At 63.7% G+C, this 25,426-nt stretch carries 31 protein-coding genes; 28 read left to right on the forward strand and 3 right to left on the reverse strand.

Annotation, left to right across the window (positions count from 1 at the left end; all coding sequences use genetic code 11):
* Positions 1-43: 43 nt before the first annotated feature.
* Positions 44-1,018, reverse strand: a complete 975-nt coding sequence (locus IGX34_RS20235; RefSeq protein WP_192557562.1) for a transporter family protein — start codon at positions 1,016-1,018, stop codon at positions 44-46.
* Positions 1,018-1,578, reverse strand: coding sequence for a hypothetical protein (locus IGX34_RS20240; protein ID WP_192557563.1), 561 nt, complete (start codon positions 1,576-1,578; stop codon positions 1,018-1,020). Before IGX34_RS20240 ends, IGX34_RS20235 begins: the two co-directional genes overlap by 1 nt.
* Positions 1,579-1,692: 114 nt before the next feature.
* Between IGX34_RS20240 and pdxR the strand changes: the two genes are divergently transcribed.
* Positions 1,693-3,165: a MocR-like pyridoxine biosynthesis transcription factor PdxR gene (pdxR, locus tag IGX34_RS20245; RefSeq protein ID WP_192557564.1), complete on the forward strand. Its 1,473-nt coding sequence runs from the start codon at positions 1,693-1,695 to the stop codon at positions 3,163-3,165.
* Between the two features lie 139 nt (positions 3,166-3,304).
* Positions 3,305-4,090 (forward strand): DUF5672 family protein, encoded by a 786-nt coding sequence (locus IGX34_RS20250; protein WP_192557565.1) that lies wholly within the window; start codon positions 3,305-3,307, stop codon positions 4,088-4,090.
* An 88-nt stretch (positions 4,091-4,178) separates the two neighbouring features.
* On the opposite strand, the gene IGX34_RS20255 is transcribed toward IGX34_RS20250, so the two are convergent.
* A complete protein-coding gene (locus IGX34_RS20255) occupies positions 4,179-4,568 on the reverse strand; it encodes a hypothetical protein (protein WP_192557566.1) in 390 nt (129 codons plus the stop codon).
* A gap of 493 nt (positions 4,569-5,061) precedes the next feature.
* Between IGX34_RS20255 and IGX34_RS20260 the strand changes: the two genes are divergently transcribed.
* Genes IGX34_RS20260 through IGX34_RS20385 form a run of 26 tightly spaced genes read left to right on the forward strand, consistent with a single transcriptional unit; the run spans position 5,062 to position 25,082 of the window.
* Complete coding sequence (locus IGX34_RS20260) at positions 5,062-6,189, forward strand: tetratricopeptide repeat protein (RefSeq protein WP_192557567.1); 1,128 nt, start codon at positions 5,062-5,064, stop codon at positions 6,187-6,189.
* Between the two features lie 2 nt (positions 6,190-6,191).
* Positions 6,192-6,455 carry a flagellar biosynthetic protein FliQ gene (locus tag IGX34_RS20265; protein ID WP_192557568.1) on the forward strand — a complete coding sequence of 88 codons (264 nt, stop codon included), beginning with the start codon at positions 6,192-6,194 and terminating at the stop codon, positions 6,453-6,455.
* 3 nt (positions 6,456-6,458) lie between these two features.
* Positions 6,459-7,223 (forward strand): flagellar biosynthetic protein FliR, encoded by a 765-nt coding sequence (locus tag IGX34_RS20270; protein WP_338015522.1) that lies wholly within the window; start codon positions 6,459-6,461, stop codon positions 7,221-7,223.
* Entirely contained in the window at positions 7,223-8,296 is a 1,074-nt protein-coding gene (locus tag IGX34_RS20275; RefSeq protein ID WP_192557570.1) for an EscU/YscU/HrcU family type III secretion system export apparatus switch protein, read from the forward strand. Before IGX34_RS20270 ends, IGX34_RS20275 begins: the two co-directional genes overlap by 1 nt.
* Positions 8,293-10,353, forward strand: coding sequence for a flagellar biosynthesis protein FlhA (locus tag IGX34_RS20280; protein WP_192557571.1), 2,061 nt, complete (start codon positions 8,293-8,295; stop codon positions 10,351-10,353). The genes IGX34_RS20275 and IGX34_RS20280 overlap by 4 nt, the downstream gene beginning before the upstream one ends.
* Before the next feature lie 12 nt (positions 10,354-10,365).
* On the forward strand, positions 10,366-11,046 hold the full coding sequence (locus IGX34_RS20285; protein WP_192557572.1) for a flagellar hook-basal body complex protein: 681 nt from the start codon (positions 10,366-10,368) through the stop codon (positions 11,044-11,046).
* 11 nt (positions 11,047-11,057) lie between these two features.
* Complete coding sequence (locus tag IGX34_RS20290) at positions 11,058-11,825, forward strand: flagellar hook-basal body protein (RefSeq protein WP_192557573.1); 768 nt, start codon at positions 11,058-11,060, stop codon at positions 11,823-11,825.
* Between the two features lie 2 nt (positions 11,826-11,827).
* Entirely contained in the window at positions 11,828-12,535 is a 708-nt protein-coding gene (flgA, locus tag IGX34_RS20295) for a flagellar basal body P-ring formation chaperone FlgA (RefSeq protein ID WP_192557574.1), read from the forward strand.
* A complete protein-coding gene (locus tag IGX34_RS20300; RefSeq protein ID WP_192557575.1) occupies positions 12,525-13,115 on the forward strand; it encodes a flagellar basal body L-ring protein FlgH in 591 nt (196 codons plus the stop codon). The genes flgA and IGX34_RS20300 overlap by 11 nt, the downstream gene beginning before the upstream one ends.
* Positions 13,112-14,227: a flagellar basal body P-ring protein FlgI gene (locus IGX34_RS20305; RefSeq protein ID WP_192557576.1), complete on the forward strand. Its 1,116-nt coding sequence runs from the start codon at positions 13,112-13,114 to the stop codon at positions 14,225-14,227. Before IGX34_RS20300 ends, IGX34_RS20305 begins: the two co-directional genes overlap by 4 nt.
* Before the next feature lie 10 nt (positions 14,228-14,237).
* Positions 14,238-14,609 carry a flagellar basal body rod protein FlgB gene (locus IGX34_RS20310; protein ID WP_192557577.1) on the forward strand — a complete coding sequence of 124 codons (372 nt, stop codon included), beginning with the start codon at positions 14,238-14,240 and terminating at the stop codon, positions 14,607-14,609.
* 2 nt (positions 14,610-14,611) lie between these two features.
* Positions 14,612-15,034 (forward strand): flagellar basal body rod protein FlgC, encoded by a 423-nt coding sequence (locus IGX34_RS20315; RefSeq protein WP_192557578.1) that lies wholly within the window; start codon positions 14,612-14,614, stop codon positions 15,032-15,034.
* The gene (gene fliE / locus IGX34_RS20320; protein WP_192557579.1) at positions 15,031-15,345 is read left to right on the forward strand and encodes a flagellar hook-basal body complex protein FliE; all 315 of its coding nucleotides are present in this window, start codon (positions 15,031-15,033) and stop codon (positions 15,343-15,345) included. The genes IGX34_RS20315 and fliE overlap by 4 nt, the downstream gene beginning before the upstream one ends.
* 52 nt (positions 15,346-15,397) lie before the next feature.
* A complete protein-coding gene (gene fliF, locus IGX34_RS20325) occupies positions 15,398-16,825 on the forward strand; it encodes a flagellar basal-body MS-ring/collar protein FliF (RefSeq protein ID WP_225737652.1) in 1,428 nt (475 codons plus the stop codon).
* Positions 16,822-17,274 (forward strand): hypothetical protein, encoded by a 453-nt coding sequence (locus IGX34_RS20330; RefSeq protein WP_192557581.1) that lies wholly within the window; start codon positions 16,822-16,824, stop codon positions 17,272-17,274. Before fliF ends, IGX34_RS20330 begins: the two co-directional genes overlap by 4 nt.
* A complete protein-coding gene (locus IGX34_RS20335; RefSeq protein WP_192557582.1) occupies positions 17,271-17,924 on the forward strand; it encodes a FliH/SctL family protein in 654 nt (217 codons plus the stop codon). Before IGX34_RS20330 ends, IGX34_RS20335 begins: the two co-directional genes overlap by 4 nt.
* A complete protein-coding gene (locus IGX34_RS20340) occupies positions 17,921-19,264 on the forward strand; it encodes a FliI/YscN family ATPase (protein ID WP_225737653.1) in 1,344 nt (447 codons plus the stop codon). Before IGX34_RS20335 ends, IGX34_RS20340 begins: the two co-directional genes overlap by 4 nt.
* On the forward strand, positions 19,261-19,710 hold the full coding sequence (locus IGX34_RS20345) for a hypothetical protein (protein WP_192557583.1): 450 nt from the start codon (positions 19,261-19,263) through the stop codon (positions 19,708-19,710). The genes IGX34_RS20340 and IGX34_RS20345 overlap by 4 nt, the downstream gene beginning before the upstream one ends.
* Complete coding sequence (locus IGX34_RS20350; protein ID WP_192557584.1) at positions 19,707-20,537, forward strand: hypothetical protein; 831 nt, start codon at positions 19,707-19,709, stop codon at positions 20,535-20,537. Before IGX34_RS20345 ends, IGX34_RS20350 begins: the two co-directional genes overlap by 4 nt.
* 10 nt (positions 20,538-20,547) lie before the next feature.
* Positions 20,548-20,967, forward strand: a complete 420-nt coding sequence (locus IGX34_RS20355) for a flagellar hook capping FlgD N-terminal domain-containing protein (RefSeq protein ID WP_192557585.1) — start codon at positions 20,548-20,550, stop codon at positions 20,965-20,967.
* A 10-nt stretch (positions 20,968-20,977) separates the two neighbouring features.
* Positions 20,978-22,162: a flagellar basal-body rod protein FlgF gene (flgF, locus tag IGX34_RS20360; RefSeq protein WP_225737654.1), complete on the forward strand. Its 1,185-nt coding sequence runs from the start codon at positions 20,978-20,980 to the stop codon at positions 22,160-22,162.
* A gap of 3 nt (positions 22,163-22,165) precedes the next feature.
* Positions 22,166-22,945 (forward strand): hypothetical protein, encoded by a 780-nt coding sequence (locus tag IGX34_RS20365; protein ID WP_192557586.1) that lies wholly within the window; start codon positions 22,166-22,168, stop codon positions 22,943-22,945.
* Positions 22,938-23,243: a FliM/FliN family flagellar motor switch protein gene (locus tag IGX34_RS20370; protein ID WP_192557587.1), complete on the forward strand. Its 306-nt coding sequence runs from the start codon at positions 22,938-22,940 to the stop codon at positions 23,241-23,243. Before IGX34_RS20365 ends, IGX34_RS20370 begins: the two co-directional genes overlap by 8 nt.
* Entirely contained in the window at positions 23,240-23,620 is a 381-nt protein-coding gene (locus IGX34_RS20375) for a hypothetical protein (RefSeq protein ID WP_192557588.1), read from the forward strand. The genes IGX34_RS20370 and IGX34_RS20375 overlap by 4 nt, the downstream gene beginning before the upstream one ends.
* Positions 23,617-24,360, forward strand: a complete 744-nt coding sequence (gene fliP, locus IGX34_RS20380; protein WP_192557589.1) for a flagellar type III secretion system pore protein FliP — start codon at positions 23,617-23,619, stop codon at positions 24,358-24,360. The genes IGX34_RS20375 and fliP overlap by 4 nt, the downstream gene beginning before the upstream one ends.
* Before the next feature lie 8 nt (positions 24,361-24,368).
* Entirely contained in the window at positions 24,369-25,082 is a 714-nt protein-coding gene (locus IGX34_RS20385) for a sigma-70 family RNA polymerase sigma factor (protein WP_192557590.1), read from the forward strand.
* The last annotated feature ends 344 nt before the right edge of the window (positions 25,083-25,426 follow it).

Here is a 25,426-nt window from a genome sequence, read left to right on the forward strand (position 1 = left end):
GCAAGGCTGACCACGCATAAGGATGAGAGTTCGATCCCGGCGATCAATACACGTAGTTGATCGCAATGGCTGGCGTCACCGTATTCACAGCGTTGTGACCGCCGAACGTCACGCGCGTACCCAGCAATACGCCGATGGCGGACGACCAGTTGTATTCGATCGCCGGTGCCAGCCCAAAGGCCACGCTGCTGCCCGAATTGATGCGCACGTTCTGCACATAGGGGAGATTGCCGGGATCGAGCGGGTCTTCACCCACCACGCGAGTATTGTCGTTGTGGCTGTAGGTGGCATCCAGCGCCAGCACCCAGCGCTGGGTGAGGCTGTATTCGAATGCCAGATCGGCAAAGAAGCCGTTGCCCGGTTTCACGTTGCCGCGAAAGGCCGGTCCAGTGCCGTACACGCTCACGCCGCGCACATTGGCATTGCGCGATAGCGCCTCCGAAAGATTGAAGCGCATGCGCAACAGGCGTCCGTTCGGCAGCCAGAAATACCTCTGCGAATTGAGCGCAAGCGTGGTGGTGTACGCGCCAGCGCCAAGGCCATCGCTAGGGCGATTGCCCAACTGGTCGTACTTGCCGGTCGGCAGCGTTTCTTCCAGCAGGATCGCCGTGGTCGGCATCCATTGCCCCGGCTGAAATTCCGTCAATCGATATTGCGCTTGCAGCGTGATATCGCCGACGCCAACGCCATTACTGCTCGGCCCACTGCGCATGCGGTTGTAGCCGAACACCGGAATGATCCCGACCGACAGCCGATTCGCCAGGCCATACAGGATGTAGCTGCGCGAACCGAAGCTGTCGCTGGTGGAACTGTGGATGTCATACAGATAAGGCTCGAACAGAAAATGCCCAGGCGGCAGCGTTTCGGCGGAATTGGCCAGCATCGGCCCCGTCCACCACGCATCGCTCATCGATTCCTGCGCCGCCGGCGCCGTTTGTGCGCAGGCGGGCAGCGATCGTATCAACCCGCCGCACACACACAGCAGCACAAGCAGGCCGATGCGCTGTTTTGTTCGCATCACTGGATCCGGCTCAGGTCGGCCACGAAATTCGGCTGCCAGGTGCGGCCGTTATCGGTGGAAAACGAGATCTCGAAGTGATGCGAGTTGGGCTGGATCTCCGACCACTGGTTGCGCACCAGCACCATCCGGCCCTGATACGACTCCTGGTCGATCAACTCGCCGTGTCCGTCCTTGAAGCCGCCGATGGCCGGTGTTTCCAGGATGCCGTCGCTGGTGCTGGCAAAGGTCTGGCTCCACTGGTGCGACTGCGGGTTGTAGAGAAACAGTGTCATCCCCTCCAGATGCTGGCCGGGGCCGCGCGCGTCGATTTCTTCCATCGAGGCCTTGCCGCCCCAGATCTTGCGCACCGTCACCGTGCCGTTCAGTTCGGTCCAGGTCTTGGCATCGGTAAGCGTGCGGATATGGGTGCGCCAGGTGCCGATATTGAAGTCGAAATCGTGCGAGCCATCGCGTTGCGCTGTGTCGGCGGCGTTTTGCGCTTGCGCATGGGGCGCGAGGCCGCCGACGCCCAGCATGGTTAGCGCACCCAGCAACAAGATCTTCTGCAAGCTGTTCATGGCAGACCTCCCGGCGCGGCCGATTGCCGCCTGGGAGCGAAAATTAGGCCGGTCAGTGGTTCGCTAAAATAGCCACTTGGGTATGATTCCATATAACCACTTGAGGGTTGCCGCATGAAACGGATCGCCACGGGATTCCTGCCGTCGGTTGCACTCGACGCCTCGGGCGCCACGCCCATGTACGACCAGCTTTCCGAATGGTTCCGCCGGGCCATCCTCGAAGGACGGCTGCGGCCGGGGCAGCGCGTACCCTCCACGCGCAGCCTGGCCAAGGAGCTGCGCATCTCGCGCGTGCCCGTGCTCAGCGCCTACGAGCAGCTGTATGCGGAGGGCTATCTGGAAACCTTCGTCGGCGCCGGCACCTGCGTAGCACGCGCCATTCCCGGGCAAATGGCGAAAACGCAGGCTGCCAACGACCAGCGCGCCGTAAGACCCACGCAGGCGCCGCGCCAAGTGGCGCAGCGTGTAAGCAGCCTGCGCACGCCGCCGCAAACCTGGGCCAGCACCCAGGGAGCATTCCGGGTCGGCCTGCCGGCAATCGATCATTTTCCGATCACGACCTGGTCGAAGCTGGTGAACCAGCACGTACGCCGGCCGCCCATCGAGCAGATGGTGTACGGCGATGCGATGGGTTATCTGCCGCTGCGCGAAGCGATTGCCGAATACCTCGGCACCGTGCGCACGGTGCGTTGCGATGCCTCGCAGATCCTGATCACCACCGGCTCGCAGCAAGGCCTGCAGATTTCCATGCATGCCTTGTTGAATGCCGGCGAGCCGGTGTGGATCGAAGATCCCAGTTATCCCGGCGCAAAACAGGCGCTGCGCACCATCGGTGCCGAAATCGTTCCGGTGCCGGTCGATGACGAAGGCCTGGATGTGGATGCCGGCAAGCGCGTGGCTCCGCATGCACGCGCGGTCTATATCTCGCCCTCGCACCAGTTTCCGCTCGGCGTCACCATGAGCGCGGCGCGGCGCATGCAACTGCTGAGCTGGGCTTCGCACAGCGGCGCCTGGATCATCGAAGACGACTATGACAGCGAATACCGCTTCGGCGGACGCCCGCTCGCCTCACTGCAAGGCATGGATACCGAAGACCGCGTCATCTATGTCGGCACCTTCAGCAAGGTGATGTTTCCCGCGCTGCGCGTGGGTTATGTAGTTGTGCCCAAAGATGTGGTGTCTGCCTTCGCCACCGTGCGCGATGCGTTCGATACTTTCTCTTCGATGCTCTATCAAGTCGCGCTGGCCGACTTTATCCGCGAAGGCCATTTCGCGCGGCATATCCGCCGCATGCGCGCGCTTTATCTGGAGCGTCGCAATGCCGTATTGGAAGCGATCGATACCTATATGGCCGACCGCCTGGAAGTGATCGGCACCCAGGCCGGCATGCAGCTGGCCGCACTGCTGCCGGAGGGCATCGACGATGTGGAAGTATCGATTCGCGCGGCCAGGCTCGGCATTGCCGCCCGGCCACTGTCGATCTGCTATGCCCAACCGCCGGCGCGGGGCGGCTTGATCCTGGGTTATTCCGGGGCGAATGCGCATGAGCTGCGCGAAGGTGTGCGGAAATTGAAGACCTGCCTTTGATTCGCCGAGGGCCCAGCGCGGCCGTGTATTGCCCCTTCAATACCCTGTACGATGCACGGCCGCACTGGCTGAATCTGCCGCCGAAACCCTGTGGGCCCCGCTGGGCCGGCCCAGTGCCAGGAGAGCCTGAAGGTCCGCCATGAAGCACGCCGTTGTCGTCATTCCCGTCTACAAAACCGAGCTCAACGACGCTGAGCTGCTGTCGCTGCAGCGCTCGCTGCGGGTACTGGCGCAGCATCCTTTTGCCATTGCATGTCCGGAAGGACTCGACCTGCAGCCGCTGCTGCCGTTGCTGCAATCGGTGAATTACCAGGTAAAACGCTTCGACCCAGCCTATTTCAAAGGCCTGTCCGGCTATAACCAGCTGATGCTCTCCGAGGTGTTTTACCAAGCCTTCGAAGACTGCACCTACATGCTTATTTGCCAGATGGACGTGTTCGTGTTCGAAGACCGGCTCGATGCCTGGTGCGCACAAGGCTACGACTACGTCGGCGCACCGTGGATGGCATCCCGCCAAACCGCGCTGACGCGCTTTTTCTTGCGCATCAATAATGCGTTCAAGCAAAAGAAGAAGAGCGCAGAGCATTACTTCAAGGTAGGCAATGGCGGTTTTTCGCTACGCAAAACCGAAACCATGCTGCGGGCAGTGCGTTGCCGGAAAGAGGGCATCGAGCGTGGCTTGCCGGCCTTGGCCACATGCAGCCCAGCCAATGTGCATGTCGAAGATCTGTATTTTTCGCTAGTCGCACCCACGCTGACCGAGATGCGCATTCCCGACTACGTGCAGGCAGTGGACTTCTGCATCGACCGCAAGCCGCAGCTGGCGTTGAAGTTGAACCAGGGCCGGCTGCCGTTCGCCTGTCATCGTTTCTACGATCCGAAAGTCCGCGCGTTCTGGCAGCCGATCATTGCCAAATGTCAGTGAGCGCTTGGGTTCGAGCGATGAGCATTTCGCCGAATAGCAGGTTGCCGCGCGAGTCCGGCAGGCATCCGGTTCGCTGTTGCTAGCAATCTCAGGATTTGCGCAGATCGGCGATCAGGTCGGCAAAGCGCTGTTGAAGCGCAGGGTCGGCATCGAAGGTCTTGCCGATGCTGTCGATCATCGGCAGGAATTGCGGGTCGTTGCGGAAATCGCTGCCGAATTCCCATAACAGAATTTCCCGCAGCAGATGGTTTCTGGTTTGCTGCAGGGCTTGTGCGTCGCTCAGATCGGTGCCGTCAGCCAACTCGCGCAATCGTTGCCGCAAAACCTGTACGTCGTGCTGGGCGGTGACCTGGTGCCGCTGCGCAGTTGTGGTGTTGCCTGCCGATTTGCCGCCTTGCACATCCTGCGCGCGCGAGCGTGCAAGCGTGCGCAATGTTTCGAGCAACGACGAGGATGGCGTGATGCGATTGCTGCTCATTACGGAGGAGTCCGGAGTGGCCTAAGCAATGAAGTTTAGCGGGGTTCTTCGTTTCGTCACGCTTTCTTCACATTGGTGAATGAGTGTGCCGGGGAGTCAGTAGAGTCGTCATGATTCAAGTAATTTCAATAACTTCCATCATCGGCTTTTGCTCAAGAACTTGCGATTTTGGCGTGTATTTATGCTGCGTTCGATAACGTGGACGATTTGTGAGAAGTTTGTTGACAGTAAGTGAAACTCGCTCATAGATTAGCCGCCATGTTTGTGAGCTGCGTCATTAATTGGGGCGACGCAAGGCAGCAGATGACGGACCAGACGACAGCTTGCATCGTCGAAAGGACGCAACAGGGATAAGGAACAGGGGGCGCTCGGACCTGAAAGTCCGTGCGCAGGGAGCAGTAACAGTGCAGTGGGCAGTATCGGTAGCGGAAGCCATTCTGGCTTGCGCACTCTGTGTTATCTGGGGATTTCGGCAAAAGTTTAGGGGTGCGCCATGAATCGCGCGTCCCAGCTTGCTGTATTTGCGGACAGCGATCCGCAAAATCCCGATCGGTTGTGCGATTTGCTCGACGAATGGCTGGTTGCCGGAAACATCGAGCAAGCGCTGGCGCGCATCCATGCGGCGCCGTCTTCGCTGCAGCAATTGCCGGGCGTGCGCTTCCGGCAGGCGCGCTGTGCTTTAGTGCGCGGCGATCGCAAAGAGGCGATCGAACTGCTGCAAGCTTTGCTTGCCGGTGGCGAAGCCTCCTTCGGCGTGGTGCACGATCTGGCCTACGCGCAATTTGCCGACGGCACACTGGACACCGCCCTGCAGACCCTGGCGCACGTATCGGCGCACGGTGAGGACGCAAGCGTGCTGGCGCTGCTGAAAGCACGCATTCTGCATCGCCAGCAGCGGTTTGAAGCGGCAATCGAGGCTTTGGCGCCGGTCCAAGCGGGCGCGCGCCTGCCGGAAGCACAGGGCCTGCGTGCCCTACTGTGGCTCGATCTTGGCGACACCGAACGCGCCTCGGCAGAAGCCGAGCGTGCCTTGGGTGTGGATCCCGACCAGCATGAAGCAGGCATCGTGCGCGGCACGGTAGCGCTGTGGTCGCAGCGCGGGGAAGCATCGACCGAAGCCTTCGAGCACGTGCTCGCCACGCATCCGGATTCCGGCCGCGCATGGCTGGGCCTGGGGCAGGATGCGATGTTGCGCGGCGATGTCGCGCGTGCACGCAGCCTGCTTGAGCGCGCATCGGTACAGATGCCCGAGCACCTCGGTACCTGGCATGCGCTGGCCTGGTGCCAGCTGCTGCAGGGTGATTTGTCCGGTGCCCGGCGCAGCTTCGACAAGGCGTTTGCGCTGGACCGCACCTTCGGCGAAACCCATGGCGGTTTCGCCCTGGTGCACGCCTTGCGCGGCGAACGCCAGGAGGCGCAGGAGTCAGTCAAGCGCGCCACGCGCCTGGATCCGCAGGGGCGTTCCGCGCGCTATGCGCAAAGCGTGCTGCTGCTGGACGAAGGCCGTGTCGAAGAGGCGCGCGCCGTGATCGACAACATCGTTGCACGCACACCCGGCGTGGGCGTACTGCCGGCGGATTTCGTTTTCAGGCTGCGTGATCTGGTACGACCCCGGAGTTAGTCATGGATGGCGATACCGCAATGCACTTGCTGTCAGAGACCTTGCTGACCGCAGCGAAAGTTTCCGCGCCGATTCTGTTGGCGACGCTGGTGATCGGCGTGGTGATCTCCATTCTGCAGGTGGTCACGCAGATCCAGGAGATGACGCTCACCTTCATTCCCAAGCTGATCACCGTGGTGGCGATGTTTCTGGTGACCGGCGCCTGGATGATGGCGGTGGTGGTGGCGTTCTCCAAGCATTTGTTCGCACTTATTGCAGGGATGTAGCAGGTGGGAGCCGTCGATCCTCTAATCGGTGCATTTCTGCTCGCCATGGCGAGATTCGTGCCTTTGCTCATGGTGCCGGCGTTTACGCCGTTCAACTGGGCACCGGCGACGATCCGCATGTGCGTGCTGCTGGCGCTGACCATGCTGGCGGTCGGCGTCAGCCCTGCACCTGCGCAGGCGCTTGATCCGGATCACCCGCTGCCGCTGCTGCTGGCGATGGGCGGTGAGTGCGTGCTCGGTTTCACGCTGAGCCTGGCAGTGTTTTTGCCGATCGCGGCGCTGGGTTTTTCCGCACGCGTGCTGGATATGCAGTCGGGCGTGGCTGCGGCCAGCCTGCTCAACCCCGCTACACATGCTTCGGAAGCATTGGCCGGCACCGTGGTGCAGTGGGCCGGCTTGCTGGTGTTTTTTTCGTTGGGCCTGCATCTGCTGTTGCTGCAGGGCATGGTGGCCTCGGTGGCGCTGGTGCCGCTGGGCAGCGGCGGGTTGCTGGTCGGGCCGCAAGTGCTGCTGTCCAAGCTTTCTTCGCAGTTTCTGCTTGGCCTGATGGTGTCGGCGCCGACCATGCTGGGCCTGTTCGCCATCGATCTGGCGGTGGCTTACGCCAGCCGTTCCATGCCGCAGGCGAATATGTATTTCGTGGCCTTGCCGATCAAGGTGATGGCGGGCTTCGTGCTGCTGGCAGGATCGGTGCGCTACGCGCCGCCGCTGATCGAGCGCATGTACCGCGATGCGTTTACGGTGTTCTCGCCGTTGGGAGTGCATTGATGGCTGCCGACGACCAGTCCAAGACCGAACAGCCCACGCCGTTCCGTTTGCAGGAAGCGCGCGAAAAAGGACAGGTGCCGCGCAGCGCCGATGTAAGCGGCATCCTGGTGCTGATCGTTTTCAGCGTGGCGCTGGCGGCGGCGTCCTACAACATTGCCGCGGCGTTCGCGCGCTCGTTTACCCGTACGCTGTTGATGGCCGGCAATGCGCCGGAACCGTCGGCCAGCCTGTGGTATTGGCTGGAACGCAGCTTCCAGCCGGCGTGGCAGGCGCTGCTGCCGGTAGTGATGTCGGTGCTGATCGCCGCAATGGTCGGCAATCTGCTGCAGACCGGGCCGGTGTTCAGCACTGAACCGCTGAAACCGGATTTCAACCGGCTCAATCCGGTGCAGGGCGCCCAGCGCATTTTTTCGCTGCGCCTGCTATGGGAATTGTTCAAGCTCACGCTGAAACTGGGCGTGCTCGGCGGCCTGGGCTGGCTGCTGGCCGGCAGCATCGGCCACAAGGTGCAGGCCGCGGCATTTGCCGCACCGTCCAGCATCGGCATGCTGCTGCGTGCCACCTATGTGCAAGTCACCACCTGGCTGCTGGTGCTGCTGGGTGTCATTGCGCTGGCCGATTTGCTGTTCACCCGCCGCGAATACATCCGCAAGCTGCGCATGAGCCGGCGCGATATCAAGGACGAACACAAACGCCGCGAAGGGGATCCGGATATCCGCCAGAAGCGCCGCCGCCTGATGAGCGAGCTGCTCAAGCATTCGCGCTCGGTCCGGCGCGTACCGGAGGCGGACGTGTTGCTGACCAATCCCACCCATCTGGCGATTGCGCTGAAGTACCGGCCCAAGAGCATGCGCTCGCCGGTAGTGCTGTCCAAGGGCAGTGACGCGGTGGCGGCGCGCATGCGCATGCTGGCGGCGCAATCGGGCGTGCCGTGCCTGCGCTCGCCGGAGCTGGCGCGTGCGCTGTACCGCGAATGCAAGATCGACCAAGCGGTGCCGGCCGATTTGTATAAACCGCTGGCGCCGATCTATCGCTGGTTGATGAAGCGTCCCGGCAACAGGATTTTCTCTTGAACACACTGTTCGGCCAATTGTGGAACGGCAAGCGCGACGTGATCCTCGTGCTGGGCATGATCGCGATCCTGATCATCCTGTTCACGCCGATTCCGGGCGCGCTGCTGGATTTCCTGCTAGTGCTCAATTTCACCGCGGCGCTGTTGGTGCTGCTGATCACCTTCTTTACCGATACACCGCTGAGCTTCTCCACCTTTCCGTCGCTGCTGCTGATCACCACCTTGTTCCGCCTGGCACTGAATATCTCGGCCACGCGCCTGATCCTGGACAAGGGCAACGCCGGGCGCGTGATCAACGCGATCGGTTCCTATGTGGTGGGCGGCAACTATGTGATCGGCCTGGTGGTGTTCCTGATCCTGGTGGTGGTGCAGTACGTAGTGGTGACCAGCGGTGCGCAGCGCGTGGCCGAAGTGGCGGCACGTTTCACGCTCGACAGCATGCCCGGCAAGCAGATGAGCATCGATGCCGACATGAACATGGGCCTGATCGACGAGCACGAGGCCAAGCGTCGCCGTGGCCAGATCGAAAAGGAAGCCAGTTTCTACGGCGCGATGGACGGTGCCACCAAGTTCGTCAAGGGCGATGCAATCGCCGGCATCATGATCATCCTGATCGACATCGTCGGTGGCCTGGCCGTCGGCATGCTGCAGCACGGCCTGCCGTGGACAGAGTCGGTGCATCGCTACACGCTGCTGACCGTGGGCGACGGCATCGTCACGCAGATCCCCTCGCTGGTGATCGCGGTGGCGACCGGCATCATCATCACGCGCGCCGCCTCGGATGCGCAGCTGGGCACCGAAATCGCCCGGCAGGTGCTATCCAGCTCGCGCACCTTGCTGATCGTGTCGCTGGCGCTGGCCGGCCTGCTGGTCTTGCCGGGCTTGCCGGCGTGGCCGGTATTGCTGGTGCTGCTGGGGGTGGGCACGCTTACTTTTTTTGCGGCCCGTTCCAATACAGCAGAGGCTCAAAGCAAACCCGTTGTCGACGAGCCGAAAGCGAAGGGCGAGGAAGACGACCTCTATCGCATGCTGTCGATCGAGCCGGTGGAAATCCATCTGGGCAGCGCCATCTCCGCTACCTACAAGGCGCGCGGGCTGGATCTGGGCGATCGCATCAGCACCTTCCGCAAGCAGTTTGCCATGGACAACGGTTTCATCCTGCCGAAGGTGAAACTGATCCAGGGTGCGTCGCTGGGCGAAGACGCCTACGAGATCCAGGTGCAGGGTTCGCGCGTGGGTCGCGGCGAACTGCGCTTCGATGCCTTGCTGGCGATCAATCCCGGCGGCAAGCGGCCGAAGCTGGAAGGGCGCGAAACGCGCGATCCGGCCTATGGTCTGCCCGCGCAATGGATTCATCCGGACCAGCGGCAGTTCGCGCGCGGCGCCGGCTACACGCTGGTGGATCCGGAAACCGTGCTGATCACCCATCTGGGCGAAGTGACCAAGCGCCACGCGCCGGAATTGCTGACCCGCGCCGAAACCGAGCGACTGGTGGCGCGTGTGCGCGAGCAGCAGGCCTCGCTGGTGGATGAGCTCATTCCCGGTGTGATGTCCTACACCGACGTGCAGAAAGTGCTGCAGCAGCTGCTGCGCGAACAGGTCAGCATCCGCAACGTCGAAACCATCCTCGAAGTGCTGGTGGACGCCGGCAAGACGCACAAGCAGACCGACGATCTGGTCGAGCGCGTGCGCGAGCGCCTGGGGCCGTCGATCTGCCAGCGGGTAAGCAATGCGCAGGGCGAGCTGCATGTGCTGACGCTGGCGCCCGAGCTGGAGCGCGCCATCGTGACGGCGATCCGGCAGCGCGAAGGCGCCGGCGCCTTGATCGGCGACCTGGGCCAGCTGGAAGCGTTGCTCGGCGGCCTGGCCAAGCAGTCCGAGGCCATGATGGCGCGCAGCCACCTGCCGGTGCTGCTGTGCCCGAGCGTGGTGCGCCGCCACCTGCGCGCCCTGATTCAACGCAGCCTGCCGCACGTCACCGTGCTGGGCATCAACGAAGTGCCGTCCACCGTGATGGTGAAGGCCTTCGGCACCGTCACCGCTTCGGCCGCCGCATAAGGAGGGCGCCACGTGAGCAACATCATTCCGGGCATCGCACGCTATTTGAGCAATGACGTCGACGCACTCGACGTGCTCAGCCAGAACGTGGCGAACATGCGCACCTCGGGCTATCGCGCCGAACGGCTGGCCACCGATTTCAGGACCGGCCTGCTGGAAAACGAGCCCACGCTGGACCTGGCCGACGGCAATCTTTCCACCACCGGGCATCCGCTCGACCTGGCCATCCGCGGCCCTGGCTTTTTCGCGGTGAACGTCAACGGCCAGACCATGCTGACCCGCAATGGCCAGTTCCATCTGGATGCGGACCAGCAACTGGTCGATGCCGCCGGCCATCCAGTACTGGGGCAGTCCGGGCCGATCACACTCAACCACGCCAACGTGCATATCGATGACGCGGGCGCGATCACCGACGGCAGCGACGATGTGGATAGCCTGCGCGTGGTCAATGTCGACAAGGCCAGCCAGCTGCGCGACATGGGCGATGGCCTGTACAGCTTCAGCGGCAATGACGACGGCCAGTTCATCGGGCGCATCCAGCAAGGTGCGCTGGAGCAATCGAACGTGGATCCCGGCGAGGAAATGGTGCGCCTGATGGCGCTGTCCCGCCACGCCCAATCCGTACAACGCGCCATCCAGGCCTACGACGCGGCCGTGCAGGAAGGCATCAGTCATCTCGGCGACAACGCTTAAGGATACCCATCATGATCGACGCGCTTTATATCGCTACCTCCGGCCTGCAGAGCACGCAGAGCCAGATCGACACCTTGTCGAACAACCTGTCCAACATGCAGACGCCCGGCTACAAGGCGCAGCGCACTTCGTTCGGCGATATCGCCGTGATCACGCCTTCGCAGGTGCAGGCCGGGCTTACGCCGCAGCAAACGGGCGCGGGCACCGAAGTGCTGTCGACCAGCGCGGTGTTCTCGCAGGGCCAGATGCAGCAGACCGGCAATACCTGGGATATGGGCATCCAGGGCGAAGGCTTTCTCGAAGTGGTCGATGCCAACGGCAACCATCTGTATACGCGCGACGGCCAGTTGCACGTGGATAGCGATGGCTATCTCGCCACCGCAACCGGCAATCGCCTGGCGCAAGGCATCCAGATTCCGCCGGACGCGACCAATATCCAGGTCAACCAGAACGGCCAGATCTATGCGCAAGTCGGCGGCAGCAGCAGCCAGACTTTGCTGGGTACGTTCGAGCTGAGCACGTTCCCGTCGCCGGATGGCCTGCAGTCGGTGGGCAGCAATAACTATGTGCCGACCCAGTCGTCAGGCGATCCCACGGTGGGCAAGCCCAATGACAGCGGCGTCGGCGCGATCCTGCAGGGTTCGCTGGAAGGGTCCAATGTCGACATGGTCAGCGAGATGGCCACGCTGGTGATCGCGCAGCGTGCCTACCAGCTCAACGCCCGCGTGCTGCAGGCGTCGGACCAGATCCTCGACACCATCAACAACCTGCGCCAGTAAGCATGCGCCGACTGCTGCCCGCACTCGTACTTTCCGCACTGCCGCTGCTGGTGGCGGCGTCACCGTCGCTGCAGACGGTGGCGTCCGCGCGCATCGTGGATGCTGCGCGCGTGGAACTGGACAGCTGCCTTGGCGACGACAAGGCGTTGGCGCAGGTCGAGGTCGTCGGCAAGCCGGAAGATGTGCAACTGCTGGCCGGCAGCGTGACGATCAAGGCGCGCAAGCCGGAAGGGCGCTGGCCGCGCGCGCGCGTCGGCATGCCGGTGGATATCAGCGTGAACGGGCAGCTGATGCGTTCGGCCACAGTGTGGTTCGCGGTCAGCGTGCACCACGACGTGCCCGGCTATGCCGCGGACGCCGCCATGGGCACGGTCGCTTCCGCCCTGAAATTCACGCCGCATGATGCGGATGTGGCGACCCTGCAAGGGCCTGTCGTGACTGATTCGCAGCAAGTGCAGGGCATGCGCCTGCGCCATGCGGTGCTGGCCGGCAGTCCGGTACTGCTGGAGGATTTCGAGCACATTCCGGATGTCGACCGGCAGCAGCGCGTCGACGTCAGCGCCAGCTATGGCGTGATCAAGCTGCAGACCAAAGGCACCGCGATCGGCCGCGGCAATACCGGCGATACCGTGCTGGTGCTGGTCGATGGTGCCGAAGAACCCGTACACGCACGCATTACCGACAAGGGAGTAGTGCAAGTTGTCGACTAGATTTTTGCTGATGGCCGCCTTGCTGCTGGCCAGCCGCGGCGTGTCTGCGCAAACGCAGGCCACCGATGGCTCGATGATCAACCCGGACAGCTACCGCGGCCTGGCAGCGGATCGTCGCGCGCATCAGGTGGGCGACACGCTGACCGTGCTGGTCACCGAAACCGCGCGCGCCACTGCCAGCGCCAATACCGATGCCAGCGGCGGCGTGCAGCTGGGCGCCAATGCGCAGTACCACAACACCACCCACAACTACGGCCTGGGTCTGAACGGCGATGACGCAGGGCAGGGCAATACCACCCGCGCCGGCAGCCTGCAGGCGCAGCTGGCGGTGCGCGTGATCGCGGTGGAGGGCGACGGCATGCTGCGCATCCACGGCGACCAGAGCGTGGAGATCAACGGCGAGAAGCAGCAGTTTGCGCTGACCGGCCTGGTGCGCCCGGAAGATATCTCGCCTACCAACACCATTCTTTCCAACCGCATCAGCGAGGCGGATATCCACTACACCGGCAAGGGAGACATATCTACCGCCCAACGCCACAGCATTCTTTATCGCATTACGCGTTGGTTGGGTCTGATATGAAACGTGTTCTTGTCGCGCTCGTGCTCGCCCTGTTTGCCGCATCGGTGGCATCGGCCCAGAGCAATAGCGTTCGTCTGAAGGAAATCGCGCGCGTGCAGGGCGTGCGCGACAATGCGCTGGTCGGCTATGGCCTGGTGATCGGCCTGGACGGCACCGGCGACACCAACAAGAACCGCCTCACGGTTCAATCGGTGGCCAATACGCTGAGCCATTTCGGCGTCAACATCAGTCCGGACGATCTCAATAGCCGCAACGTGGCGGCGGTGATGGTCACGGCGACGCTGCCGGCGTTTGCCGAATCGGGCCAGAAGCTGGATGTGTCGGTGTCCTCGCTGGGCGATGCGCGCAGCCTGAGCGGCGGCATCCTGTTGCTCACGCCCCTGAATGGCCCGGATGGAAAACTCTACGCGCTGGCGCAAGGCGCGCTCTCGGTAGGCGGCTACGAAGTACGTGCCTTCGGCAGCCTGGACCAGAAAAACCATCCCACCGTAGGTCGTGTACCCGACGGCGCCACCGTGGAACGCGAAGCGCCGCTGGGGCTGGATGAAGATGGACATTCGCTGGACGTGGTGCTTTATCAGCCCGACTTCACCACCGCCGAACGCATCGCCGAATCGCTGCGCCGTAATGCCGGCGTTAACGCGGTGGCCGAACATGCGGGCAAAGTGCACGTCACCTTCACGGTGCCGCCGTCGGATCTGGTGCAGGCCATTTCCACCATCGAAAACGTGCCGGTCACGCCGGACCAGATCGCACGCGTAGTGGTCAACGAGCGCACCGGCACGGTGGTTTCCGGCGGTGACGTACGACTGGGTGCGGTGACCATTTCGCAAGGCGATCTGCGCATCCAGGTGCAGACTGATTATCTGGTGTCGCAGCCCGACGGCGTGCTGGTCAATCCTTCGCGCAATATCGGCACTGCGGTGGTGCCGCAGGCCAATATCAATGTGCAGGATCCCGAGGCGCGCCTGGTCAGTATTCCCAATGGCGCCACCGTGGCGGACCTGATCGCGGCGCTGCGTGCGATTCACCTGTCCACCCGCGACGTCATCACCATTCTGCAATCGATCAAGGACGCTGGCGCATTGCGCGGCGAGCTGGTGATTCAATGAGGAGCCAAACATGGATTTGACCACCGAAGCCTTGCGGCTGGGCATCAGCATGGCGCGCGTGCGCGCCGAGGTGGCGAGCACCAATATCGCCAACGTCGATGTAGCCGGCTACCGGCCGCAGCGCGCCGATTTCGCGCAGGCCACCGGCCTGTTGCACGAGGCCGCCGAGCAGCCGGACATGGCTGGCGAAAGCCTGCAGGCGATCACCCCACGCGCACTGGGCGAATCGGTGCATGCGGCCGATCCGGATCTCAGCGCGCCGGTAAACCTTGACGACGAAGTGGCGGAGCTGGAAACCGCCAGCGTGGATTTTCAATCGCTGACGACGGTGATGTCGCGGCGCTTCGCATTGATGCAACTGGCCTTGGCCGGGAGGGATTGAACATGGTCGTGGACCAGATTTTCACTGCTACGCGTTTCGGCCTGGACTACGAGCGGCTGCGCCTGGAAGCGGCCAGCCACAATATCGCCATCGCCAATACGCCCAACCAGCCGGGCCATCCGGCGCGGCTGATGCACGTCAGCGCACCTTACGCAGCCAGTTTCGGCGCGATGATCGGCGAAGGCGGCCACAGCGTGCCGTCCATGCCGGTGATGCTGGGCACCGACGCCGGCTCACGCGAAGAACACGATCCCAGCGATCCGGCTGCCGACAAGAACGGCATGGTCAGCTATCCGCGCGTGGACATGGTCACCGAGATGGGCACGTTGATGGATGCCAGCCGCGCCTACGAAGCCAACGTGCGCGCGTTCAACACGCTGCGCAGCATGGCTCTGCATGCACTCGATGTCGGCGGTGAGTCATGAACGTGATGCCAGTGGAAGGCGCTTCGGCCGCGCTCGACATCAAGCCGATCGACCTGCCAGAAACGCGCATGGATGAAACCGGCCAGGGCAGCCAGCCGTTTATCCAGATGCTCGGCTCGCAGGTCAGCGAACTCAACGGCAGCCTGGCGCAGGCCGACCAGGCCGCGCGTGCGCTGGCGGCCGGCGAGAACGTGCCGGTGCACGACGTGATGATCGCCATGGAACACGCGCGCCTGAAACTGCAGATGGCGGTGGAAGTGCGCAACCGGATCGTCGACGCCTACCAGAACCTTACCAATATGCAGCTGTGAGGCTGCGGCAAGGCAACGGCGGGATTCGTAACAAAGGAATATCGGAGTAGGTATGCGGCAGTTTTTTGCGTCCATGTCCCAGCGCGCACGAATTTCGTTCGCGCTCGGGATCCTGCTGATCGCCGGCATCGTCGGCGCGGCCTCGTGGTGGATCATGCATCCGCCTTACGGCGTGCTGTTCCGCGATCTGCGCGAATCGGACGCGGCGGAAATCACCGCCGCACTCGACCAGATGCAGACGCCTTACCACCTGGCCGACGATGGCAAGACCATCCTGGTGCCGGATGCGCAGGTTTACGAGACGCGCATGAAGCTGGTCTCGCAAGGCGTGCCCAAGGGCGGCAGCGTCGGCTTCGAGCTGTTCAAGGATTCCGACTACGGCGTCACCGAGTTTGCGCAGAAGATCAATTTCCAGCGTGCCCTGCAGGGCGAACTGGAACGCACCATTTCGGCGCTGGACGAAGTGGCCTCCGCGCGCGTGCACCTGACCATCCGCCGCACCGATCTGTTCCAGCCCGAGCAGGATCCGTCCAAGGCCTCGGTCACCCTGAACCTGCGGCCGGGCAAGCATCTGGATGCGCGCGAAGTGGCCGGCATCCAGCGGCTGGTTGCCTCCGCGGTGGAAGGCCTGGCGCCGGAAGCAGTGGTCGTGCTCGACGACAAGGGCATGGTGTTGTCCGGCTATGCGGCAGAAGGGCAGAACGCGGCCCTCAGTTCCGACAGCCTTGACGCGCAGACGCAGATGGAAAACCAGTTGCGCACCCGCGTAGGCGAACTGCTGCACCGCGTGCTGCGCACCGACAACTTCACCGTGTCGGTCGATGTCAGCCTCGACTACGACCACGTCAAGCAGGTACGCGAGCAGCTGATTGCACAGGGCAAGGACGGCAACGGCCTGCTTGTGCACGAAAAGGTCAGTTCGGCCGGCCATGGCGCCGACGATGCCGATCCGGAACACAGCAAGGCCGGCAGTACCAGCAGCGACCGCGACGTGGAATATGCGCATGGCCGTGAGCAGGAAGAAGTGGAGCAGGCGCCCGGGCGCGTGGGCCGCATCTCGGTGGGCATCGTCATTCCCGCCACCCTGCAGCAGGGTGAGATCAGCAAGCTGACCGAGGTGGTCTCGGCGGCGCTCGGTCTGGATGCCTCGCGTGGCGACAAGGTGGATATCGCCGCCATCGCGCCGCCGGAATTGGTCAGCACGCCAGCAGCCAGTACTGGCGCAGCAACCTCGGCGGTGTCGCGCATCGATGCGGCCAACGCGAATGCCAGCACCGTCGACGATGCCGCGTCCTCTGCGGTGGTAGCAAGCAAGTACTGGTGGATCTATCCGGTGATTGCCGCGCTGGTGCTGTTCCTGGTCGGCGCCTTGTTGATGGCCGTGCGTACCGGCACGCCGCGTCGGTTGACCATGTCCGAGCGCGAAGCGGCCCTGCTGCGTCTGCGCCAGTGGATCGAGACACCCGAGGTGGAGCGGTGAACCAGGCCGGGACACGCAAGGCCGCGCTGGCGCTGGCCACCATGCACGCGGCGGACCGCCGCTGGATTCTTGCGCGCTTGCCCGAGGCATGGCGCAGCGCGTTGCAGCCGCTGATCGGCGAGGCGCAACGTTATACCGCGCTGGATGCCGAGTTGTTGCGGGCGGTGCTGGGCGACGAGCCGACCTATCTGGCGCGCGAAGTACCGCCGCCGGATGTGTTGATCGTGGTGCTCGACCGTCTTTCGCCGGCATGGGCGGCACGCGTGCTGGCCGCAGCGGCGCCCGATCACGCAGAGATCTACCTGGCCGCCTGCGAGCGCCTGCGCGCCGATGCCGTGCGCCATGAGCTGCAGCGCCTGCCGGATCCGTTCCCCTCCGCACTGGCCGACACGCTGGCCCGTCATCTCGACCAGGCGGCGCGCGCGGGTCGCGCAGGCACTACCGCATGATCCGCCGCCTGCCACACGATGCCTTGCTGGAAAGCATCGCGCCGCGTTCCCTGCACAGCGTTGCTGCGGTGCCGGTGGCTGCTGCCGATGACATCTCGCCAGTGCAGGAACTGGATGCGGCCGCATACCGCCAAGGCTACGCCGAAGGTTTCCAGGCCGGCGAAGAAGATGGCCGGCGCGAAGCCGAGCAGTATCAGCAAGCCTGGGAAACCGAGATCAAGCAAGGCCTGGAAGAGGAATACCGCGGGCTGGTGCAGGAGCGGGAAACTCTCGCCGCGCTGGTCGCCGGCTTGCACGAGCAGTTGCGCGTGCAGGGCGAAGAGATGGAACAACTGGCATTCGAACTTGCGCTGGCCAGCCTGGCGCGAGCGTTTGGCACCATGCACGGCGACGGCGCGCTGCTGCAGCGCCTGTGCCGGCAGATGGCCGAAGACTACCGCGGCAAAGTGGTCCGGCTGGAAGTTTCAGCAGCAGATCGCAGCTGCCTGCCGGAACAACTCGACGGTTTGGAGATCGCAGTAGAGCACGCACTTTCGCCAGGCGAATGCCGCATCGTCACCGTGCGCGGCTACGCGGAAAGTTCGATCCAGGCACGCCTGGACACGATCCACGGCGCCATGCTCGAAGCCTTGGGCGCGGCCCGCGCATGATGCACACCGCCGCCACCCTCGATCGCTACGCCCACGCGCTGCAGCGTCGGACGATGGTGCGCGAGTACGGCCATCTGCTGGGCTTCAACGGCCTGGTGATCGAGGCCAGCGGGCCGGACGTGAAAATCGGCGAGCTGTGCGAGATCGACAGTCACGCGCAGGGCCAACCGGTGAGTGCGGAAGTGGTGGGTTTCCGCGACGGCAAAGTGCTGCTGATGCCGTTCGGACATTTGCGCGGCATTGCGGCCGGTGCGCGCGTGCGTTCGCTGGGGCGTGCCTTGCGCGTGCCGGTGGCGCGCGCGATGGTCGGGCGGGTGATCGATGCCTTCGGCGAGCCGCTGGATGGCGGCCCGGCGATCGTCGCCGAGGCCTATCGCGAGATCCAGCCGGTGCCGATCAATCCATTGCGCCGGGTGCCGCTGGATCAGCCGCTGGAAACCGGCGTCAGCGCCATCGACGGCATCATGCCGATCGCCAAGGGCCAGCGCGTGGGCGTATTTGCCGGCAGCGGCGTGGGCAAGAGCACCTTGCTCGGCATGATGGCGCGGCATGTGAAAGCGGACGTGATCGTGGTCGGCATGATTGGCGAGCGCGGCCGCGAAGTGGGCGATTTTCTGCAGGAGTCGCTGGGGCCCGAAGGTCTGCGCCGCTCGGTGATGATGGTAGCCACCGCCGACCAGTCCGCGCTGGTGCGCACGCATGCCGTGCACGCAGCGCACGCCATGGCCGAATATTTCCGCGATCTCGGACTGGACGTGCTGCTGATCGTCGATTCGATCACGCGCTTCGCCATGGCCCAGCGCGAAGTAGGCCTGGCCGTGGGCGAACCGCCGACTTCGCGCGGCTATCCGCCGTCGGTGTTCAACTTGCTGCCGCAGATTCTGGAACGCGGCGGCCGCGTGCGCGAAGGCGGTTCGATTTCAGCCATCTACAGCGTGCTGGTGGAAGGCGACGATATGAACGAGCCGGTGGCCGACCATATGCGCGCCATTCTCGACGGGCACGTGGTGCTGTCGCGCGAACTGGCCGGCCGCGGCCAGTTGCCCGCGATCGACCTGCTTTCCAGCGTCAGCCGCCTGGTTTCGCGCGTTGCTGATGCGCGGCATCAGCAGCTTGCCACGCGCATCAAGTCGATCATCGCCACCTATGAAAACTCGCGCGACCTGGTGGACATGGGCGCTTATCAGGCCGGCAGCAATGTGGCGCTGGACGAAGCGATTGCCCTGTACCCGGGCTTGACCGACTGCCTCAAGCAGCGGCCGTCCCAGTCCACCTCGCTGCAGGAAACGGTCGAGCGTCTGGAACAGGTGCTCAACACCGCACGAGGCCGCCCCGCATGAGCGCACGTAAGCAACACGCTTATGCGGTGGCTTTGCGCATGGCGCAGGTCGATGAACTGCGCGCGCAGTCGGCGCTGGCCGCGGCGGTGGCGCATGAGCACACCGCCAAAGAACAGGTAGACGCGGTGGAAACGGCGCGCCATGCGGTAGCCAGCGCCAACGGTGTCTGCCTGGCCGATGGCCGGCTGGATCTGGCCCGCTACGAACTGCTCACCCAACTGGATGCCGCGCTGTCGCAGCGGTTGTTGCAGGCTAATACGGCACTCGGCGAGGCCACGCAGCAGCGATCGGAAAAAGCCTCGGCCAATGTCTCGGCCAAGCGGCGGCGGGAGCGCATCGGCGAACACCTGGACGAAGTGCGCCACACGCATGCGCATCAACAGGCGGCCAAGTCGCTGGAAGACGGCATCGAGCTTTGGCTGGGTAGCCGGAAGGAGACGCTATGACCACCATCTTCAGCGTCGACGCCGCAGCACAGGCGCAACAGCAGGAATCGCAGCGCACGCCCGAGCAGGATTTCGCGCATGCGCTGGCCAAGCACGACGCGCAGGCCAAGTCCGCGCAGCAGGAGCAGGCCAAGTCCAATCAGTCACCCAGCTTCGAGCAGGCGCCGACGCCGGGCACGACCGAGCCGGAGTTGGCCGTGCCACGCGGCGAAAACGGCATGAGCCTGCCGTCGCCCTCGATGCCGCTGGCCATGCTATCCGAGCTGCCGCAAGTCCTGCAGGCCGAGGCCACGGTCGCGCCGACCGGCGTCACCGAAGCTCTGTTGAGTGCGCGTGTGTTCGGTTGGCATGCCATGGCACAGGCCTATCTGTCCGAACTCACGGCTGCCGACCATCAGGCGCCGCAGCATGCGAGCGCCACTACATCGCAAACGCTTGCCGCCGGCAACGCCAGTGCAAGCGAAGCAACGCCCGCTGCCAGTGCGAGTACCACATTAATCGCCGAAACCGCAGCCGTCGCGCCGCAAGCTGAAACCACGCTGCCTGCGCCGCTGCGCCAGCTGGCCGGCGATAGCGCACCCAGCGCCACCACAGAAGTGGCCGCGGCGGAAGTGTCGCCAGCGGCCAACTGGTCGGAACGTTCGCTGCGTTTCACCCGCCAGCACGACGGCGCATCGGTGGCGTGGCTGCGCGATTTCCGCATCAGCGATGACGAAGCATCCCGCCTTATCCAATTCGTCCTCAGCGACGCCCGCGCCAAGGGCATCGCGCTGAGCAAAATCATGTTGAACGGCCGCGAAGCCTGGACTTCGCCCCAAAGCCATTAAGGAGTACACGATGTCGGTTCAAGCCATCGGCAGCACATTGAATACGACGGATCCGTCGTCGTTGCCCAACTCAGGTATCAACGAGCAGGATTTTATCCAGCTGTTCGTCAGCGAACTGCAATTCCAGGACCCGATGCAGCCGCTGGACAACAGCCAGTTCCTGACCCAGCTGGCGCAGTTCGTCGGTATCGAGCAGCAAAGCGAAGAAGTGACCGGCATCAACAACCTGGCCACGCTCGATTCCTCCGACCAGACGGTGGCGCTGCTGTCGCATACGGTGCAGGTCAGCAATACCAACGGCAGCACGGTCACCGGCAAGGTCACCGGCATCCAGTACAGCACCAGCGGCGTGCAGCTCACCGTTACGCCGACCACCGGCAGTGTGCTGACCAACGTCAATCTCTCGCAGATCCAGCTCGTTACGCCATAAGGAGCCACCCATGGGCAGCATCATGCAGGCCTTGTACAACAGTGTCTCGGGGCTTTTCAGCTTCTCGCAGAGCCTGGATACGATCAGCAACAACATCAGCAACATGAATACGCCGGGCTTTCGCGGCAGCGATTCGTTCTTCGAAAACGTGATGGACGAAGACGGTACCGAAATCGCCGGCACCGGCGTCGATACCACCGAAGGCCAGATCGAGCAGACCAGCACGCCCACCGATGTGGCGGTGCAGGGCGAAGGCCTGTTTATCGTGAAAGATCCCTCCGGCAACTTGTATTACACGCGCTCAGGCCAGTTCGAACTCAACTCCTCCGGCCAACTGGTCGACTCGGCCAACCAGTACCTGGTGCAGGGCTACAGCCCCAGCGGCAGCTTCGGCAATATCGACATCAGCAGCATGCAATCGCTGCCGGCGGCGGCCACCACCACGGTGAACATGGTCGGCAACATCGTTACCGGCAGTTCGCCCGATTCGATCAGCAACATCACCATCTACGACGCGCAGGGCACCGCCCACGTGCTGACGCTCACCATGACCGTCGCCACCAGTTCCACCACGCCATCCACGCCCAATGCCACCAGTTGGAACGTGGCCATCACCGACAGCAGTGGCAACACGCTCGGCAGCGGCCAGATCACTTTCGACGGTACCGGTGCGCCGCAGGCCGGCGCCAACCAGCTCACCATGACCGCCACCCTCGGCGGCAAGTCGCAGAACGTGGTGTTCAACTTCGGCAGCCCAGGCAGCTTCAGCGGCGCCACCGGCATCAGCGGCACGCCGACCGGCCTGCAGGCGCAAGTCCAGGATGGCCACGGCGTGATCGGCATTTCGTCGGAGGCCTTCGATACCAACGGCGTACTGCAGCTTACCTATGCCGATGGTTCCACCCATGCCGGCCCGCAGCTGGCGCTGGCGTCTTTTCAGGATGAGAGCTCGCTGCAGGAAATCCAGGGCAACCTGTATCTGCCGCCGGCCGGCCAGCAGGTGCAGGTGGGACGTCCCGGCCAGGACATCTTCGGCAAGATCGAAGGCAGCAGCCTGGAGATGTCCAACGTGGATCTCACCCAGGAACTGGCCGACATGATCGTGATCCAGCGCGGCTACCAGGCCAGCTCGCGCGTGATGACCGTGTCCAGCGACATGCTGCAACAGCTTTACGACTCCACCCGGGACGGCTGATCCATGCATAACGATCTCCGTTTCGGCTGGCTCGGCGAATCGCGCCGCACCGCCTTGCACGCGCTGCTTGCCGCGCAGCTGTCCGACTGGGCGCAGGCATGGTGGATCGGTGCGGCCGATAACGCCATCGACGTGCATACGCTGGATAAACCGGCTGGCTACGAGCGCCATCGCCCCTGGCTGGCGCTGCACGACAGCGGTGCGCTGGCCATTCATACCGGGGCCAAGGATGTCGATGCCATCGGCCGCTTCCTGGCCGGCACCAACACCGATGCCGATAGCGAGCTGGCGCAGCGCGTCGGCGAAGAAGCACTGGCCGACCTGGCTGCGCGCATCCAGCACCGTGCCGGCATCGGCAAAACGAATGCGCTGGTGCGCGAAGCCGCACCGCTGAGCCTGGAGCATGCGCGGCTTGGTGCCTACGCCGTCGGCGTATCGATCGGGCGCATGCAATGGGAGCTGGCCATCGACCGCAACCTGGCCGATCGCCTTGCGCCTCCGGCGGCATCCAGGCAGGCGGCGCTGGTTTCGCGCCAGCACGCGATCCAGCAGGCGCCGTTGCGCGTGCTGGCGATGATGGATTTCGGCGCGGTCGATCTGGCCCAGCTTTCCGACCTCAGCGTCGGCGAAGTGCTGGTAGGCGACCGCAAATTGGACGAAGCCCTGCAACTGCATGTGGAAGGCCATGGCGCCATCGCCACGGCGTATCTGCGGCGTCTGGGCGAACAACGTGCCGTCATGCTGGACGGCGTCAAACAGCAGGAAAAAAGCAGTCATGAATGAGATCGTCGTAGCTCCCATCCAACTGGAAGAAGCCGCCTACGAGCCCGTTGGCGGCGATCCCCTGATCCGCCGCAACCTGGCCATGCTCGGCCACGTCACCGTGCGGCTGGACGTATTGCTCGGTGCCGCCGAGCTCAATGTCGAAAAACTGTTTTCGCTGGCCAAAGGCGACACGCTGGCGCTCGATACCGGCCTGGATGCGCCGGTGACGCTGCAGCTGGACGGCAAGTCCATTGCCCGCGGACAACTGATCGCGGTAGGCGATTGCTTTGGCCTGAAGATTACCGAGATCCTGTGAACACGTCGTTCCATCGCACACGACACCTGCTGCAAGCCGCGTGGCTGGCGCCGGCCATTCCGTATCGCACCGATGCGCCCGTGTCGGGAGCCAGCTACGCCACGGCGTTGCTGGTGACACTGCTGCTGATCGCCTTGCTGGTCGGCGCACTGCTGTTCGTGCGTCGACGCGGCTGGCTGGCCTGGTCCGCGACCGCGCGCAGCCAGCCCGCGACGGAAGGAATTCAGGTGCAGGCATCGCGACGCCTGAGCATCGCCAGTACCGCGCATGTGGTGAGCTACGGCGGCAGCACGTATCTGATTGTCGAAAGCACCCGTGGCGCCAACGCCACTGTCACCCGCATCGAGGCCGGCGAACCGGACGGAGCGGCATCATGACGTTGCGCCATACGCTCGTGCTGATGCTGTTGGCGGCGGGACTGTTGCTGCCGGCAGTCGGGTATTGCACGGATCCATTGCAGGACGCGCTGGCGCGAGCCTCCAGCGACGATTACTCGCCGATCCTGCGCTCGTTCCTGCTGCTGTCGCTGCTGTCGTTTATTCCGCTGATGGTGATTGCGCTGACTTCATTCACGCGCATCGTGGTGGTGCTGTCGCTGGTGCGCAGCGCACTGGGCTTGCAGCAGACCCCGCCCAACAGCGTGCTGCTGACGCTGGCGATGTTTCTCACCCTGTTCTCCATGAGCCCGGTGTTCCAGAGCGCCAAGCAGGCCGGTCTCGATCCTTATCTGCAGCATGAAATTCCGATGCAGACGGCGATAGGGCGCGCCTTCGAACCGTTCAAGCTGTTCATGATCCGGCAGACACGCGAGGACGACCTGCTGGCCGTGGTGCGCATGGCCAAGCTGCCGCCGCCCAAATCGGTGCAGGACATCGGCGCACTGCAGCTGATTCCCGCGTTCATGCTGAGCGAACTGCGCACGGCTTTTCAGATCGGCTTCGTGATCTTTCTGCCGTTTCTGCTGATCGACCTGGTGGTGGCGGCGATCCTGATGGCGCTGGGCATGATCATGCTGCCGCCTACCACGATCAGTTTGCCGCTGAAAATCCTGCTGTTCCTGCTGATCAATGGCTGGACGTTGCTGGCGCAGGCCTTGTTGAGCGGGTACCACACCTGACGGCAGCCATGCTCAACGTGGATAGCGATGAGCAGGTGTTGTGGCGCCGCTGGCGGCAGGAGCGCCAGCCTGCTGCGCGCGATGCCTTGATCGTCCACTACTCGCCCTGGGCCAGGCAGGTGGCGCGCGACGTATTCATGCGCGTGTACCTGATGCGGGACGCGTGGTACGACTGCGTGCAAAACGCGCTGATGGGCCTGATGGAGGCGATCGACCGTTTCGACCCAGAGCGCGGCGTGCCGTTCCAGCCCTTTGCGCGCCTGCGCGTGCGCGGCGCGGTGTTCGACGGCCTGCGGGTGCTGCGCAATGTGCATATGGAATTAGGCTACGACGCGGCCCACCGCGAGACCCTGGCCAAGGAACGCGCGGAGTCGCTCACCCATGAAACCAGCGACGATCCGCTGGAAGCCTTTATTGCCGCCACGGTGGGGTTGGGCATTGGCTTTCTGCTGGATACGCAATCGATGCCTGGCCATGCCGAGCCTGCCGATGCGTATGCAGAGCTGGAAAAAGCACAGCTGAGCGCCGCGGTGTCACAGGGGCTGGAGCATCTGCCGGAACGCGAGCGCGCCATTCTGACCCTGCATTACTACCACCAGCTTTCCTTCGTCGATATCGCCGATCAGTTTGGAGTGACCAAGGGGCGTATTTCGCAGTTGCACAAGCGGGCGCTGGAGCAGTTGCGGAATTATTTGCGGGAGCGGGTGCTGGCGGAGTGTTAGGTGGAGCCATCCGCCCGAGCGCACCATCCACCTAAGCGCGTCATCCACCCAAGCGCGTCATCCACCCGAGCGCACCATCCACCTAAGCGCGTCATCCACCCAAGCGCGTCATCCACCCAAGCGCGTCATCCACCCAAGCGCGCCATCCACCCAAACGCACCATCCACCCAAACGCACCATCCACCCAAACGCGCCATCCACCTGAGCCGTCATTCCCGCGAAAGCGGGAATCCATCTTGCTTTGGTGCTCAAGGCCAAAATGGATTCCCGCTTTCGCGGGAATGACGGCCTTGAGGGAGGATGGGCCATGAGGAAGGGCGGGCCATCAGGGTGGATGGGCCATG

The sequence above is a fragment of the Dyella acidiphila genome (assembly GCF_014863405.1).
Classification (GTDB): Bacteria; Pseudomonadota; Gammaproteobacteria; order Xanthomonadales; family Rhodanobacteraceae; genus Dyella_B; species Dyella_B acidiphila.